15 protein-coding genes are annotated in these 15,917 nt (G+C 63.7%); 8 read left to right on the forward strand and 7 right to left on the reverse strand.

Annotated features, from left to right (window positions below; all coding sequences use genetic code 11):
- Positions 1-462: 462 nt before the first annotated feature.
- The gene (locus tag HOY34_RS04715; protein ID WP_172360328.1) at positions 463-1,311 is read right to left on the reverse strand and encodes an AAA family ATPase; all 849 of its coding nucleotides are present in this window, start codon (positions 1,309-1,311) and stop codon (positions 463-465) included.
- 194 nt (positions 1,312-1,505) lie between these two features.
- Here HOY34_RS04715 and dksA point away from each other — a divergent pair, with 194 nt between their 5' ends.
- Together dksA and HOY34_RS04725 are read left to right on the forward strand one after the other, a co-directional pair.
- Entirely contained in the window at positions 1,506-1,928 is a 423-nt protein-coding gene (gene dksA / locus HOY34_RS04720; RefSeq protein WP_172360330.1) for an RNA polymerase-binding protein DksA, read from the forward strand.
- A 146-nt stretch (positions 1,929-2,074) separates the two neighbouring features.
- A complete protein-coding gene (locus HOY34_RS04725) occupies positions 2,075-3,256 on the forward strand; it encodes an FAD-dependent monooxygenase (protein WP_172360332.1) in 1,182 nt (393 codons plus the stop codon).
- A 19-nt stretch (positions 3,257-3,275) separates the two neighbouring features.
- Here the strand turns inward: HOY34_RS04725 and xth are convergent, their stop codons facing one another.
- Both xth and pheT read right to left on the reverse strand, forming a co-directional pair.
- A complete protein-coding gene (gene xth, locus HOY34_RS04730) occupies positions 3,276-4,055 on the reverse strand; it encodes an exodeoxyribonuclease III (RefSeq protein WP_172360334.1) in 780 nt (259 codons plus the stop codon).
- A 58-nt stretch (positions 4,056-4,113) separates the two neighbouring features.
- Positions 4,114-6,534: a phenylalanine--tRNA ligase subunit beta gene (pheT, locus tag HOY34_RS04735; RefSeq protein WP_172360336.1), complete on the reverse strand. Its 2,421-nt coding sequence runs from the start codon at positions 6,532-6,534 to the stop codon at positions 4,114-4,116.
- Between the two features lie 198 nt (positions 6,535-6,732).
- On the opposite strand from pheT, the gene HOY34_RS04740 reads away from it, so the two are divergent.
- The 3 genes from HOY34_RS04740 to HOY34_RS04750 all read left to right on the forward strand — a co-directional run bounded on the left by HOY34_RS04740 (position 6,733) and on the right by HOY34_RS04750 (position 8,858).
- Entirely contained in the window at positions 6,733-7,476 is a 744-nt protein-coding gene (locus HOY34_RS04740; RefSeq protein ID WP_216654642.1) for a hypothetical protein, read from the forward strand.
- A 197-nt stretch (positions 7,477-7,673) separates the two neighbouring features.
- Positions 7,674-8,447, forward strand: coding sequence for a DUF6478 family protein (locus tag HOY34_RS04745; protein ID WP_172360339.1), 774 nt, complete (start codon positions 7,674-7,676; stop codon positions 8,445-8,447).
- 18 nt (positions 8,448-8,465) lie between these two features.
- On the forward strand, positions 8,466-8,858 hold the full coding sequence (locus tag HOY34_RS04750; protein ID WP_172360341.1) for a hypothetical protein: 393 nt from the start codon (positions 8,466-8,468) through the stop codon (positions 8,856-8,858).
- A 163-nt stretch (positions 8,859-9,021) separates the two neighbouring features.
- On the opposite strand, the gene scpC is transcribed toward HOY34_RS04750, so the two are convergent.
- The 3 genes from scpC to map form a co-directional block, all read right to left on the reverse strand.
- The gene (scpC, locus tag HOY34_RS04755) at positions 9,022-10,506 is read right to left on the reverse strand and encodes a succinyl-CoA:acetate CoA-transferase ScpC (protein WP_172360343.1); all 1,485 of its coding nucleotides are present in this window, start codon (positions 10,504-10,506) and stop codon (positions 9,022-9,024) included.
- Positions 10,507-10,639: 133 nt separating this feature from the next.
- On the reverse strand, positions 10,640-11,110 hold the full coding sequence (locus HOY34_RS04760) for an aminoacyl-tRNA deacylase (RefSeq protein WP_216654643.1): 471 nt from the start codon (positions 11,108-11,110) through the stop codon (positions 10,640-10,642).
- On the reverse strand, positions 11,110-11,928 hold the full coding sequence (gene map, locus HOY34_RS04765) for a type I methionyl aminopeptidase (protein ID WP_172360345.1): 819 nt from the start codon (positions 11,926-11,928) through the stop codon (positions 11,110-11,112). The genes HOY34_RS04760 and map overlap by 1 nt, the downstream gene beginning before the upstream one ends.
- Positions 11,929-12,095: 167 nt before the next feature.
- Here map and HOY34_RS04770 point away from each other — a divergent pair, with 167 nt between their 5' ends.
- From HOY34_RS04770 to HOY34_RS04780, 3 genes are all read left to right on the forward strand, one after another.
- The gene (locus HOY34_RS04770) at positions 12,096-12,830 is read left to right on the forward strand and encodes a competence/damage-inducible protein A (RefSeq protein ID WP_172360347.1); all 735 of its coding nucleotides are present in this window, start codon (positions 12,096-12,098) and stop codon (positions 12,828-12,830) included.
- Complete coding sequence (locus tag HOY34_RS04775) at positions 12,827-13,555, forward strand: GNAT family N-acetyltransferase (RefSeq protein WP_172360349.1); 729 nt, start codon at positions 12,827-12,829, stop codon at positions 13,553-13,555. The genes HOY34_RS04770 and HOY34_RS04775 overlap by 4 nt, the downstream gene beginning before the upstream one ends.
- Positions 13,556-13,622: 67 nt before the next feature.
- A complete protein-coding gene (locus HOY34_RS04780; RefSeq protein ID WP_366926913.1) occupies positions 13,623-14,618 on the forward strand; it encodes an OmpA family protein in 996 nt (331 codons plus the stop codon).
- A 58-nt stretch (positions 14,619-14,676) separates the two neighbouring features.
- Here HOY34_RS04780 and HOY34_RS04785 read toward each other — a convergent pair whose 3' ends face one another.
- Positions 14,677-15,582: a LysR family transcriptional regulator gene (locus HOY34_RS04785; protein ID WP_172360353.1), complete on the reverse strand. Its 906-nt coding sequence runs from the start codon at positions 15,580-15,582 to the stop codon at positions 14,677-14,679.
- Positions 15,583-15,917: the final 335 nt, after the last annotated feature.

The following is a 15,917-nucleotide window of genomic DNA, read 5'->3' on the forward strand; positions in this document are numbered from 1 at the left end:
GAGCCCTCTGCCGCCGGCCGTGCAAGGGCTGGCGGGGTGATGCCGGCGGGCGGGCAGCGGCTGTGACCGGGCAGCCGGATGATCCGGTCGCGGTCAAAGCGATGTCCATTGTTGCCGACATTGCGGGAAGACTCCGTCACGAAAAGTTTCTGTGCTGACATACAACACAATCCCTTTGTCGTGATCGCGGCCCGGATGTGTCAATTGCGGGAAATTTGGACTTTTGGCGACTCACCAGCAATCGCGGTCAAGCAGTCAGCCATGACCAGATATGGCTGGCGGGTATCACGCATTGTTTCAGTTTGTTACAAAATCAGTCATTCCGTGAGCGCATTGTGGCGAGACTGTGTCCAAACCAGGGCAAGGCCCTCCGATTCGTAATTTTTTCGTCAACGCCAAACGGGGCAGGATTCGGGCAGATCCCCGCCAGGGTTGAACCCCAGGAACGCGAGTCGCCGCCGCTCAGAACCCGCGTGAGGGGCTGCGGTCGATAAACGCCAGCCGCTCGAACAGCTGCACGTCCTGCTCGTTTTTCAGCAATGCTCCGTGCAGCTTAGGCAAAATATGCCGGGGATCGCGGCGCAGATCTTCGGGGCTCAGATCGCTGGCCATGATCAGTTTCAGCCAGTCCAGCACCTCGGAGGTGGAGGGCTTTTTCTTCAGGCCCGGGGTCTCGCGGATGGCAAAGAACTCGCTCAGCGCGGCGCTGAGCAGATCTTCCTTAATATTGGGAAAATGGCTGCGCACAATCGCAGCCAGAGTCTCTGCATCGGGGAAGCGGATATAGTGGAAAAAGCAGCGGCGCAGAAAGGCGTCGGGCAGCTCTTTTTCATTGTTCGAGGTGATGATCACCACCGGGCGCTGACGGGCGCGGATGGTCTGGCCGGTCTCATAGACGTGGAATTCCATCCGGTCGATCTCTTGCAAAAGATCATTGGGGAACTCGATATCGGCCTTGTCGATCTCATCAATCAGCAAAACCACCCGCTCGCGGGCGTCAAAAGCCTGCCAGAGTTTACCTTGTTTTATATAATTCTGCACATCATGGACGCGGGCATCGCCCAGCTGGCTGTCGCGCAAGCGGCTGACCGCATCATATTCATAAAGACCCTGCTGCGCGCGCGTGGTCGACTTCACATGCCATTCGATCAGCCTCATCCCGAGGCTGGCTGAAACCTGATGCGCAAGCTCGGTCTTGCCGGTGCCGGGCTCGCCCTTGACCAGCAGCGGACGCCCCAGCGTGACGGCCGCATTCACCGCCACGGCGAGGTCTGGGGCGGCGATATAGCCAGAGGTTGACTGGAATTTCATATCTCTCTCGCGGGCCTTGGGACGCAGGGGCAGAAAAGCGGGCAGAATGGCTTTCCAAACCCTAGCCAGGCAGGGTTTTTATCGCAACTGCTAGTGACAACGCCCCAAGGCTCGGCTACATGCGGCGCAACGGAAGTGCGCATATTACAGAAGCCCACCTGTTGGCGCCCTACGGCGACAAGGAGAGATCTGCGATGAAGGCCGAAGTTTTCCTGCCCGACGACTATCGTCCCGCCGAGGACGAGCCTTTCATGAATGATCGTCAGCTGGAATATTTCCGCCGCAAGCTGATCATCTGGAAACAGGAATTGCTGGGCCAGTCGGCCGAGACCCTGGGCAATCTGACCGAAAGCGGCCGCAATGTTCCCGATCTGGCCGACCGCGCCTCGGAAGAGACCGACCGCGCCCTTGAGCTGCGCACCCGTGACCGCCAGCGCAAGCTGATCTCGAAAATCGACGCCGCGCTGCGCCGGATTGATGCCAATGAATTCGGCTATTGTGAGATGACCGGCGAGCCGATCAGCCTGAAACGGCTGGATGCCCGCCCGATCGCCACCATGACGCTGGAAGCCCAGGAAAAGCATGAGCGCCGCGAAAAGGTGCACCGCGACGACTGAGCAATGGCTTTGCGGGCGATTGCTGCCTTGCAAGACGGTCAATAAGCACAGAAAAGGAAAGCCGGGCGCCGTCCCGGCTTTTTTCTGTCCGGCGTCACAATAAAACAACCTGGCGGTGAAAGCCGGGGCTGAGGCGGATCGGTGTCATGGCGTTGAAAGACCAGTCGGTAACCATTCTTGGGGCGGGCGTTGCCGGGCTTGCGCTGGCGCGGGCGCTGGCCCTGCGCGGGGCGCGGGTGACCGTGATGGAGCAGGCCGATGCCATCCGCGAGATCGGCGCCGGGCTGCAGATCAGCCCGAATGGGGCGCAGGTTCTGCGCGCATTGGGCCTTGGCGCGGCGCTTGAGGCGGTCTCTTGCCGGGCTGAGGCGGTCGAGCTGCGCGACGGGCGCGATGGCGATCTGGTCACGCGGCTGGATGTGGCGCGATTGCGTCCCGATCAGGGCTGGCACTTCCTGCATCGCGCCGATCTGATCCAGATCCTGCTTGATGGGGCCAAAGCCGCCGGGGCCGAGCTGCGGCTTTTGCAAAAGGTGCGCCGTGTCGATCTGTCGGGCGAGATGCCGGTGGTTGAGACCTGCACCGGCGCACAAGAGCCTGCGCAGATCCTGATCGGGGCTGACGGGCTGCATTCTGCCACCCGTATCGCGCTGAATGGCGAGGCGAAGCCCAGGTTTACCAATCAGGTCGCCTGGCGCACGCTGATCCCATGCGACCCGTCAGAGCCGCATATCGCCGAGGTCCATATGGGGCCGGGCCGCCACCTTGTCAGCTATCCTTTGCGCGGCGGCACCATGCGCAATATCGTCGCCGTCGAGGAACGCCGCCGCTGGACCGAAGAGGGCTGGTCGATCCGCGATGACGCGATGGAGCTGCGCCTTGCCTTTGAGGGCTTCGGCCCTCGCGTGCAGGGCTGGCTGGAGCAGGCCGAAGATGTCTGGCTTTGGGGCCTGTTCCGTCATCCGGTGGCGAAAGAGTGGTATAGGGGCTTGCCGCAGGGCGCGGTGGCGATCCTGGGCGATGCCGCGCATCCGACGCTGCCTTTCCTCGCGCAGGGCGCGAATATGGCGCTGGAAGATGTCTGGACGCTGGCCGCGATGCTCGACCGTCACGGCACGGCCGGCCTTGTGGCCTATCAGGTGGCGCGGGCGCGGCGATCAGACCGGATCGTGACGGCGGCCAATCGCAATGCGCGGGCCTATCACCTTTCCGGCCCGCTGCGCAGCATCGCTCATATGGGGCTGCGGCTGGGCGGGCGTATTGCCCCGGGTGCCGCGCTGTCGCGCTTCAACTGGCTTTATGATTACGATGTGACGAAGCTGGGCTGAGGCGCTGAAGGCTGGGGCCTTACGCCGCCAGCCGCACCCAGACCGGCACATGGTCTGAGGGTTTGTCCCCCGCCCGCACATCCTTGTCGATGCCGGTCTCTTCCAGCAGGTCGGCGGCCTGGGGGCTCATCAGCACATGGTCGATGCGGATGCCGTTGCCGCGCTCCCATGAATTGGCCTGGTAATCCCAGAAGGTATAGACGCCGGGGCGGGGGTCGCGGGTGCGGATCGCCTCGGTCAGGCCAAGGTTCAGAAGGCGGCGGAAGGCGTTTCGGCTGGCGGGCAGGAAAAGCGCATCTTCCGTCCAGGCTTCGGGCTTTGCGGCATCCTCGGCCTGGGGGATCACATTGTAATCGCCTAGGAAAAGCGTCGGTTCTTCCAGCGCCAGCAGCGCCCGGGCGCGGGCCTCAAGCCGTTCCATCCAGGCCAGCTTATAGTCATATTTCGGCCCCGGCGCGGGGTTGCCGTTCGGCAGGTAAAGCCCGCAGACGCGGATCACGCGCGGGCCTTCGACCGTGGCCTCGATCCAGCGGGCCTGTTCGTCAGTCTCATCGCCGGGAAGACCGCGCGTCACATCCGACAGCGGGTATTTCGACAGGATCGCCACCCCGTTGAAGCTTTTCTGGCCATGGGTTTCGACCTGATAGCCCATCTCTTCGAAGATCTCGCGGGGGAAGCCCTCATCGACGGATTTGATCTCTTGCAGGCAAACCACATCCGGTTCCGCCTCGCGCAGCCAGCGCGGCAATGCCTCGATCCGGGCCTTGATGCCGTTGATGTTGAAGGTGGCGATCTTCATGGCATTTTTCCCGCAAAGTGGTGATCCGGCGCGAAGGGATCCGCGCCGGAAAATGGGCTTACCTGCGCAGGGCGCCGCCGGTCGCTTTGGTGACCTTCTCGATGATTTTGGCGGAAACCGCCTCGATCTCGGCCTCGGTCAGGGTGGCGGTGGTCGGCTGCAGGCGCACGGAAATGGCGATTGATTTCTTGCCCGCGCCCATCTGCGCCTCGGCCTTTTCGCCGGTGAACTGGTCAAAGACCCGCACCGATTCGATCAGCGCCTTATCGGCCCCCTGGGCGGCGTTCACCGCCGTCAGCACCTCGGTTTTCGCATCGACGACAAAGGCGAAGTCACGCTCGACCGCCTGCAGATCGCTGATCGCCAGCGCCGGGCGGGTGGGGGTTTTCACCTTGGGCGCGGGGATATTCGCCAGCATCACCGTGAAGGCGACCGCCGGGCCTTTGACGCCCATCGCCGCCAGAACGCGCGGATGCACCTCGCCAAATGTGGCCAGCGTGTTCGGCCCCAGCCCAATCACGCCCGAGCGGCCCGGATGCCACCAGCCCGCCAGTTTGCGCGAGATCTGCACCTTTGCGGGCGCGCCCAGCGTTGCCAGCACGGCCTCGACATCGGCCTTGGCCTCGAACACGTCAACGGGGCGGCGCGAGCCCCAGGGATCACGCGGCGCGACCGCGCCAACCAGCAGCCCCGAAGCCTGCAGCGATTGCTCGCCCGGCTCGCCACCGCTGAAAACTGGGCCAACCTCGAAAAGCGCCAGATCATGGAAGCCACGCGCCTGATTGCGGGCGGCAGCGGCCAGCAGGCCGGGCAGCAGATCGGGGCGCAGATGGCTCATTTCCGAGGAAATCGGGTTCTCGACCCGCACCGCATCCGAGCCGCCGCCGAACAGGGCCGCCGAAGCGCCGTCGATAAAGCTATAGGTCACGCATTCATTATAACCGAGCGCGGCGATCTGGCGGCGGGCGGCCTTTTCGCGCACCTGCATCGGCGTCAGGATCGGGCGCGGCACGCCGGGCTGGGCGCGGGTCATCGGTGCGCCGACCAGTTTCGTCAGGCTGGCGATGCGGGCCACCTCTTCCACCAGATCGGCCTCGCCCTGAACATCGGGACGCCAGGAGGGGGGCGTCGCCATCAGCCCGTCCATGGTGAAGCCAAGCGCGGTCAGGCTGCGAAGCTGTTCGGCCTCGGGGATTTCCATACCCACAAGGCTGACCAGACGGGCCGGGTCCAGGCGATAGGCGCGGGTGGTGTCAATCGCCGCGCCGTCGCTGACCACATGGCTGGCCTCGCCGCCGCAAAGATCCAGCACCATTTGCGTCGCCAGCTCAAGACCCGGCAGGGTGAAGGCGGGGTCGACGCCGCGTTCAAACCGGTAACGCGCATCCGAGTTGATTTTCAGCGCCCGCCCCGTGGCGGCGATGGTGATCGGATCCCAGAAGGCGGATTCGAGGAACACATTCACCGTGTCATCGGTGCAACCGGAGTCTTCGCCGCCCATGATGCCGGCCAGGCTTTCGGGGCCGCGATCGTCAGCGATCACCATATCGCCTGCGCGAAGGCTATAGGTCTTGCCGTCCAGCGCCAGCAGCGTCTCGCCCGCATTTGCGGCGCGGATATGCAGGGTGGAACCCGCCATCCGGTCCACATCAAAGACATGCAGCGGGCGGTTCAGCGCGAAGGTGAAATAGTTGGTGATATCGACCAGCGTCGAGATCGGGCGCAGGCCGATTGCCTTCAGCCGATTGGCCAGCCAGGCGGGCGAGGGACCGTTTTTCACACCCCGGATCACCCGGCCCGTGAAATGCGGTGCGGCCTTTGCCTTCAGCGCGGGCGCGATCTGCACCGTGACCGGGCTGTCAAAGCTGCCCGCGACCGCCGCAATCTCCAGCGGTTTCAACTGGCCCAGGCCCCGCGCCGCCAGATCCCGCGCCACGCCACGGATGCCAAGCGCATCGGGGCGGTTCGGGGTGATCTTGATCTCGATGACCGGGTCATTGAGGTTTTTGTAGTCGATATAAAGCGCACCCAGCGGCGCATCTGCGGGCAGCTCGATAATGCCGTCGTGATCCTCGGACAGTTCCAGCTCGCGCTCGGAACACAGCATGCCATTGGAATCGACGCCGCGGATATTGCCGGGTTTCAGATCAACCCCGGTGCCGGGCACATGGGTGCCGGGGGGGGCAAACACGCCCACCAGCCCGGTTTTCGCATTGGGCGCACCGCAGACCACCTGCACCTCGACCGGGTCAGACCCCGGACCGCCCGGATAGGTCGCCACGCGGCAGACGCGCAGACGGTCGGCATTGGGGTGCTGCACCGCCTCGATCACGCGGCAGATGCGGAAGGCGCCAAGGCGGGCGGCCGGATCCTCGATCCCCTCGACCTCAAGGCCCAGATCGGTCAGCGCATCGGCAAGCTCTGAGACAGAGGCATTGGTTTCCAGGTGGTCTTTAAGCCAGGAGAGAGTGAATTTCATCGGCAGATTCCGCTAATGCGAGGCAGGCGGCCAGCAGGTCTGGCCATAAGGATTGCCCCACCGATTAGCGCAAAGAGGCGAAAAGGGGAAGGCAACAGTCTGCAGGCGGCGCTTGCCCCGGCGGGGTGGTGGTTCTAACCTTGGCTATATATCTGCCAGGCCTGTAAAAATCGGCGCATTATCCAAAGGAAGTCTCTCTTGTCTGTGACTGATGTTTCCCTTTCGCGCCGGCCTTTAGGGGCTTTTGGTGTTCCGGCTTTGCGGCTGGCTTTGCGGCTGACTGTGCGGGCGGCTTTCGGCGGGGGCGGGTGCCGGCTGGGGAAAAGTCTGGCACGGGCGGTTGCAGTGGTGGCGCTGGCCGGATCTGTGGCGGGATGCGTGGACGGTGTGGCGTCTGACAGCCGGGGCAAAACGGTCAGCCGCAGCGCGGCGGCCTTTTTGGGCGGCGAGATCCTGGTTGATCCGCCCAGGGGCTATTGCGTTGATCCGGCCGCCAGCCGCGATTCGTCCGACAATGCGGTGATCGTCGTCAACCGCTGCGCAAAAAACACGCATGATGTTCCGGCCGTGATCACCATCACCCTGGGCGAGCGCGGCTCTGCCGAGGTGCTGAAATCGGGGGCAAAGGCGCTGTCTGACTATTTCACCTCGCCGGTGGGCCGGGCCGCGCTGGCACGGGATGGGTCGGCGGCCTCTGTGGTGGTGCGCCAGACCTCGCTTGCGGGGGGGGTGCTGGTGATGAAGATGGTGGATCGCGCGGTGGGCGAATACTGGCGGGCGGTGCTTAGCCTGAAGGGGCGGCTGGTCACTGTCGCGGTAACCGCGCCAGAAACCAGCAGCCTGTCAGCTGATCAAAGCCGGGCGCTGCTGGATCAGGTTCTGGCCGGGCTGCGAAAGGCAAATGGCTCTGTCATCCGCGCGGCGTCAGGGGCGGCGAACTGAGGTATCGCCCAGGCCACCCCTTTGCAAAGATCAGCGGCGCGGGGCCGATTTGCGCTGGACAGCCGTCCCGGGCCTGCTAACCAAACCGCAACCAGACAAACCGCAAAAGAGGCGGGCAGGGATGACAGCGGGCATGGATCACGGCCCGAAACAGGGTCTGAAACAGGGCCCGAAACACGGAATGGAGCAGGCGGTCAATGGCTGGGCGACTGAGAGAGAAACTTGATCGGCTGATCTTTCGCCGCGCTCTGTCGCGCTGGTCTGCCAATGCCGGAGAGGCCGCTGATATGGCCCCGGCCCGGCTGCGCGCCCTGCGCGGCCTTGCCCGCCAGACCCGCAGCGAGCTGGACAGGGTGATCTTTCAGGCCGAATACCGCCTTGGCCTGCCGGTGATCGGCTCGGGTGCGGTGCGCAGGCTGCCGGGAACCGACTGGTCCTGGCGCCCCGATCTGTGGAAAGGGCCGATCCCCGTTCCGGGCATGACCGCGGTTGAGGGCAAAACAGAGATCTGTCACGGCACGACACTTTTTCACGACTGCCGCCGCTCAGAGCTGACGGTGCGCCAGCTGCGCAATACCCGCGAAAAGGATGTGGCCCCCTTTGGCTTTCGCATGGATGTGTTCCGCTTTGACGGCAGCTTTCTGTCGGTGGTGCTTGATCTGCCGGATGAGGCGGCCCAGGGGCTGAAGCTGCGGCACCTGATCCGCCTGGATGCCATTGTCGAGCTGGAAAAGCCGCTGGAGATTTTCGCCCGCCTGAACATCCGCCATGGCCCGAATGTCGAGCAGGTGGTGCGCGAGCTGCCTTTGACCGGCAATGAGACCTTTGTCGATTTTGACCTCGCCTATACGCGGGTCAATGAAAAACGCATTGAAAAGCTCTGGATCGACCTGATTTTTGAGGGGCCAGAGATGAACCAGGTCACCCTGCGCGATCTGACAGTCAGCCGTCGTCCCCGCGCCGAGCTGTAAGCGCCCGAGGAGCAAATCATGTCCACCCCCATCACGCTGACCCGCACCCGCATTCGCGCCGGCATCTGGGAGGGTATCCTCGCAGGCAGCGGCGAGACGCCGCCGCAGCTTGAGGTTACGCTGGATGGCCAGGTCGTGCCCGGCCACGCGCTGACCAAAATTCCAGGGCGGGCGGGCGAATATCTGGTGAAAGTCCCGGTTCCTGCCGAGGCGCTGTCAGAGGGCGTTCAGACCTTCCTGATCCGCCGCAAAGGCGGCCCGTCCGAGCCGGTTCTGGCCCATTTCACCATCATCACCGGCGTGGCGATGGAGGATGATCTGCGGGCCGAGTTCGACCTGCTTCGCGCCGAGCTGGATATGCTGAAACGCGCCTTCCGCCGCCACTGTCTGGAAACCGCAGAACAGGCCTGAACCGGGAGGGCCTGATCCGGGAAGGCCTGATCCGAAAAGGCGTGACCCGAAAAGCTTAACCGGGGCGCCCGATCCCGAACGCCCCTTTGATCTTCAGGCGTCGGGCAGGGGGCAGGCCTGTCTTGCATCCGCCCGTTATATCCGCCTGCTTGCATCCGCCTGCTTACATCCGCCCGGTCTTGCGCAGCCGCACATGCCAGGACAGCGCCTCTTCCAGGATATGCGGCGTATGGCCGCCAAAGCTAAGCGCGCGCTCGTAGTAATCCGCCAGCGAGGCCCGCCAGTCGGGATGGGCGCATTCGGCGATGATCCGGACCGCCCGCTCACGCGGCGCAAGGCCGCGAAGATCGGCAAGCCCCTGTTCTGTCACCAGAATATCGACGTCATGCTCGGTATGATCGACATGGCTGACCATCGGCACCACCGAGGAAATCGCCCCATCCTTCGCAATCGACTTGGTCACAAAGACCGACAGCATAGAGTTGCGGGCGAAGTCACCCGAGCCGCCGATCCCGTTCATCATATTCGTCCCCATCACATGGGTCGAATTGACATTGCCGTAGATGTCGAACTCCAGCGCGGTATTGATCGCAATCAGCCCCAGGCGGCGCACAACCTCGGGGTGGTTCGAGATCTCTTGCGGGCGCAGGATCAGCTTTGATTTATAGCGCTCGAAGTTCGCCATGACGCGCGCGTTGCATTCCGCCGAAAGCGTGATCGACGAGCCAGAGGCGAAGCTCAGCTTGCCCGCATCCATCAGATCGAAGGTGCTGTCCTGCAGCACCTCGGAATACATCCGCATGTCTTCAAACGGGCTGTCGATCAGCCCGTGCAGCACGGCATTGGCAATCGTGCCGATCCCGGCCTGCAAAGGCGCCAGCCGCTTCGTCAGCCGCCCCGCCGCCATCTCGCGCTCGAAGAAGCGCACCAGATGCCCGGCAATGGCGCGGGTTTCATCATCGGGGGCAGAGATCGCCGCCGCTGAATCCTGCTTTTCGGTGATCACAATCGCTGCGATCTTTTCGGGCGGAATGGCGATCCAGGGTGTGCCGATCCGGCTGTCGACCGTCACCACCGGGATCGGCATCCGGTTGGGCGCATAGGTCGGGATGAACACGTCATGCAGCCCCTCAAACGCCAGCGGCTGCGAAAGGTTGATCTCGACAATCACCTTATCCGCCAGGATCGCAAATGACGCCGAGTTGCCGATGGACGTGGTGGGAATGATGCCACCATCCGCGGTAATCGCCACCGCCTCGATCACCGCCACATCGACGCCCGGGATCTGGCCGCGCCGCAGCTGCTCGACCGTTTCCGAGAGGTGCTGGTCGATGAACATCACCTCACCGGCGTTGATCGCCCGGCGCAGCCCCGCATCCGACTGGAACGGCATCCGCCGCGCAGTCACCTTCGCCTCGGCCAGGATTTTATCCAGGTCATGGCCAAGGCTCGCCCCGGTCATCAGCGTGATCTTCAGCGGATCGGTTTTCGCGCGTTCCGCCAGCGCCAGCGGCACCGCCATAGCCTCGCCCGCGCGGGTAAAGCCCGACATGCCAACCACCATGCCATCCCGGATCAGAGCGGCGGCATTTGCGGCAGAGACCACCTTCTCGCGCAATCCCTCGTGACGGATACGGTCCTCATACATGGCAGTCCCCCTCTGGCATATGGCTGGCGGATCCCTGCTAGGGGCTGTCAGCCCCACAAGCAACTTTTGTATGCGAAAGTATGCGCAGGGCTGATATGCATTTATTGCATATGTCAGCCGAAATTTGCATGGCTCAGGCGATCAGCGCAACCGCTTTGCCACCCGTCACCGCCAGGGCGTCACCAGGCGCGATGCCCAACAAAAGCCCGCGCTGCCCGGCATTGATCCAGACCTTTTCGGCGCCGCAGACGCTGGCCTCGAACCCGGTCGGCACGGCCCTGCGCTGCCCGAAAGGAGAGATCCCCCCGGTGTGATAGCCGGTCAGCTTTTCGGCCTTTGCGGGCAGCATCATCGCCGCCTGTTTGCCGCCAAAAGCCGCCGCCACCTTCTTCATCGAAAGACTGGCATCCGAGGGGATCACACAGCAGGCGGGCTTGCCATCCACCTCGACCATCAGGGATTTCAGCGCCAGATGCGGGTCAAGCGACAGCGCTGCCGCTGCCGCTATGCCGATCTTTTCCGCACCCGGATCATAATCATAAGGGTGCAGGGTAAAAGGGATCCCCGCACGCGTCAGCTGATCGGTGCCCCGCGTCGCGGCCATTATTCCGCGCCCTGCTCCCAGGTCTTAAAGAACTTGCCCGCGGGCGAGAGGGTGAAGATCTCGCAGCCGGTCGCGGTCACGCCGATCGAATGCTCATATTGCGCCGAAAGCGACTTGTCGCGCGTCACTGCGGTCCAGTCATCGGCCAGGATCTTGGTCTCGGGGCGGCCCAGATTGACCATCGGCTCGATGGTGAAGAACATGCCCTCTTCCAGCACCGGGCCTTTGCCCGGACGGCCGTAATGCAGCACATTCGGCGGCGCGTGGAAAACCAGCCCCAGCCCGTGGCCGCAGAAATCGCGCACCACCGACATGCGCTGCGCCTCAACATAGGACTGAATGGCGAAACCGATATCGCCAAAGGTATTGCCGGGCTTCACCTCGGCGATGCCGCGCATCAGGCTTTCATGGGTGACCTCGATCAGCCGCTCGGCCTTGCGGGGCGCTTTGCCCGCGACATACATCCGGCTGGAATCGCCATACCAGCCGTCAACGATCACGGTCACGTCGATATTGGCAATATCTCCCTCGGCCAGCACCTTATTCCCCGGAATGCCGTGACAGACCACATGGTTGATCGAGATGCAGGACGCGTGCTGATAGCCCTTATAGCCAATCGTCGCCGAGATCACGCCGCGCCGCCCGATCTCTTCGCGGATGAAATCATCCAGCGCTGCCGTCGTCACACCAGGCTGCACCATCGGCCCCAGCAGATCCAGGATCTCGGCAACCTGCCGCCCTGCTTCTCGCATGCCTGCAAAATCCGCATCCTCATAGATGCGAATACCGTCTTTCGTGATCCGTCCGCGCGTGTCCATCGCCCCTCGCTTTCAGGGCCCTAAATAGGCACCCACGCAGAAAAACACCAGAGGCAGTGCCGGTCCCGTCTTTCATCTGTCCCTAAATATCCTCCGGGGGTGTGGGGGTGGAAAACCCCCACGGCAACGCTATACCTATAGCGCAACGCAGATCAGGATGCCCCTCAATGGCCAATCCCACCGCCGCAAATCCCACCGCCGCCATGCTGGTGATCGGAGACGAGATCCTCTCGGGCCGCACCCGCGATTCCAACCTCTGGCACCTCGCGGGTGAACTCACCCGCGCCGGGATCGAGCTGACCGAGGCCCGCGTCATCGGCGACGATCACGCGGCAATCGTGGCGGCGGTTCGTGCACTCTCGCAGGCGCATGACTACCTCTTCACCTCGGGCGGCATCGGCCCGACCCATGATGACATCACCGCCGATGCGGTGGCCGAGGCGCTTGACGCGGGCATCTCGCACCGCCCCGACGCCATGGCACTTTTGCAGGCGCATTATGACCGCCAGGGCCTTCCGTTCAATGAGGCCCGCCAGCGCATGGCCCGTATCCCCGACGGCGCGACGCTGATCGACAACCCGATTTCCGTCGCCCCCGGCTTCATCCTCGGGAATGTCCATGTCATGGCCGGCGTGCCCAATATATTCGAGTCGATGCTGGCCTCGGTGATCCCGCGCCTGACCGGAGGGGCGCCACTTTTGTCGCAAAACCTGCGGGTGATGCGCGGCGAGGGCGAGATTGCGGGCGATTTTGGGGCGCTGGCCGCCGATTTTCCTGATCTCAGCATGGGCTCTTATCCATTCCAGCAAAACGGCGCTTTCGGCACCAATCTGGTGATCCGCGGCACCGATCCCGCCCGGCTGGATCAGGCGATGATGCGGCTGGTGGGCCTTTTCGGATGAACTGGCCCGCCGCCCGGATCGCCCAGCTGATCGAGGCCACCTGGCCCCCCGCATCCAGCCAGGATCTGGGGCCTTTCCGGCTGCGCGACGGCGCGGGCGGCGGCAAACGCGTCTCGGCAGCCTCGTTGCAGGGTGACTGGCACCAGGACCAGGCCGCGCTGATCGCAGCCGAGGCAGCCATGCCCGCGCCGCTTTTCACCCTTTATCAGGGCGATGAGGCGCTGGATCAGGCGCTGGCGGCGCGCGGCTATCAGGTGGTCGATCCGGTGGTGATCTATGCCGCTGCCCCGGAAAAACTGCAGCGCGAGCTGCCGCCGCTTTCCGCTTTCGCGCATTGGCCGCCCCTCGAAGTGGCCCGCGAGATCTGGCAAAGTGGCGGCATCGGCCCGGCCCGCGTCGCGGTGATGGAGCGGGTCTTAGGACCGAAAACCTGCCTGCTGGGCCGTCACGCCGACCGTCCCCTGGCCGCCGCTTTTGTCGCGATCAGTGAGGGCCGCGCCATGTTGCATGCGCTTGAGGTCAGTGCCCCGGCCCGCCGTCAGGGCATCGGGGGCAATCTGCTGGCAGCGGCGGCCGATTGGGCGGTTTCGCAGGGCGCAGACAGCCTCAGCCTGGCGGTCACCGCGCAAAATACCGCCGCCCGGGCGCTTTATGAGCGGGCGGGCATGGTCGTGGTGGGCAAATACCACTATCGCAGCCTCGAGGTGCCGCGCCGTCAGGGATAGGCTGGCATTCCTGTTTTGGCAGGCCTGTTTTCGGATCAACCATTCGTTTGCAAGGATACGGATCCGCGTGACCCTTCGCCCCTTTCTGATCGCGTTTTCTCTGCTCGCCCCTGGCATTCTGGCGGCACAAGAGGCGGGTTTTACGCCGCAAATGCCCTTTCCGGTGCAAAATGCCCTGGCGCTGCCCGCAGAATATGACAGCTATGCGCTTCCGGTCGGGGTCTGGCAAAACGGCCAGCTGCCGGTCGAGATGTTTGAGGGCCAGGTCGATCGCCGTGCCTGGCAGCTGGATGCCGGGCGGGCCTCTTTGCTGGAGGTTATGGCCCCCCTGCGTGAACAGTTGATCGCGGCGGGCTATCAGATCGTGCTGGATTGCGACGCGCCGCAATGCGGGGGCTTTGACTTCCGCTTTTCCACCCAGGTGCTGCCCGAGCCGGAAATGCATGTCGATCTGAACGAGTTCCGCTTTGTCGCGGCGCGGCGTGGCCCGCAGGCGGTGGGGTTGCTGGTCAGCCGCTCTGCATCGGCGGCTTTTGTGCAGATCATCACCGTGGGGGACACGGCTTTGCCTGGGCTGCCTGTGCAGGATGTGGGGATGGCGGCCGCGCCGCCGCCCGTGACCTCGCCACAAACGACGCCGCCGCAAACGAATCCGGCACCAAGGCCCCCCTCTGATCCGGCCCTTCAGCCTGAAACTGTCGCCAGGCTGGATGCGGGCCTGCCCTTCGCGCTGGATGATCTGGTCTTTGATACCGGCGCGGCCACCCTGTCACATCAGGATTACCCCTCGCTGGCGGCGCTGGCTGCCTGGATCGGGGCCGATCCTGGGCGCAGGGTGATCCTGGTTGGCCATACTGACCTGTCCGGCCCGCTGCAGGGCAATATCGCGCTGTCGAAACGCCGGGCCGAGGCGGTTCGCGCCGCGCTGATTGCGGATTTTGGCGTCCCTGCCGCGCGGATCAGCGCCGAAGGGGCGGGGCCTCTGGCCCCCAGGGCAGACAATGCCACCGAAGAGGGGCGTCAGAAAAACAGAAGGGTCGAGGCCATTCCGGCCCCGACCTGAGTTTGGCTTTCCTGCAAGGCGTGTAACAGGAAAGCGGAATTTCAGTTCCGCGCGGCGCTCACCACTTATCGGGCCCTTTGTCGATGAAGCGACGGGCGAGGAAGTCGATGAAGGCGCGCACTTTCGGCTGGGTGAAACGGCCCGGCGGATAGACGGCATAGATGCCCAGCACCTCAGACGGCAGGCCGGGAATGGCCTCTTCGACCTGACCCTGACGCATCGCATCCGAGTAAAGGAACGAGGGCAGATAGGCGATGCCCAGGCCCGCCAGCGCCGCATTCAGCAGGCTTTGGCCGTCATTGACGGTCAGCCAGCCGTTCGAGCGCACCTGGCGACGCTCGCCCGAGGGGGCGGTGATTTTCCACACATTGCCATTGGCCTGGTTGGAATAATGCAAAAGCTTATGCTCGTTCAGATCGTCGATCTTCATCGGGCGGCCATAGCGCTGGAAATAGCTGGGCGAGGCGATCATGCGCTTCGTGGTCTCGGTCAGCTTGCGGGCGCGCAGGCTGCTGTCTTCCAGCTCACCCACCCGGATCGCCATGTCAAAGCCCTCAGAGATCAGCTCGACGTAGCGGTTGTTCAGCACCATGTTGACGGTGATATCGGGGTATTCCAGCAGGAAATCGCCCAGGATCGGTGACAGCAGGTTCACCCCGAAATCGGTCGCAACCGAGATCCGCAAGAGGCCCGAAGGCGCCGATTGCATCGAGGTCACCAGCGCATCGGCCTCGCCTGCGTCATTCAGCACGCGGCGGGCGCGGTCGTAATAGGCAAGGCCAATCTCGGTCGGAGAAACGCGGCGGGTGGTGCGGTTCAGAAGGCGGGCGCCAAGCCGCGCCTCAAGCGATGAGACATGCTTCGAGACGGCGGATTTCGAGATCCCCATCTTCTTGGCCGCATCGGTGAATCCGCCCTGATCCACAACGGTGGCAAAAGCTTCCATCTCGGTCAGTCGGTCCATATTCTTCCTCGGCAGCAAATATGACGGGGCGCAGAAAATGCGGGCAGCAGTTCTGGTCGTATGTTTCGGGGGCCAGGACACCCCTGCAGAGGGGGCGGATGGCAGCTTAATTGGCGCGGCCGTCAGATCCCGCCCTGCAAGGGGGCATGATCCTGGGCCATGCCTGTCTTTGAACGCCAATTCAGGCGGGATCGGGGCAAGGGCGCGACCTATCCGGGGAATAAACGAGGATCGTTGAGGGCACGGAAACGCAAATCGCCAGGCAAAGCCATGCCGGGGCGGGGGTGAATCTTTGCGAAACGCCGCCGCTCAGACAGCGCCGGATGCGATTATCG

This window comes from Pseudogemmobacter hezensis (assembly GCF_013155295.1).
GTDB classification, from domain to species: Bacteria; Pseudomonadota; Alphaproteobacteria; order Rhodobacterales; family Rhodobacteraceae; genus Pseudogemmobacter; species Pseudogemmobacter hezensis.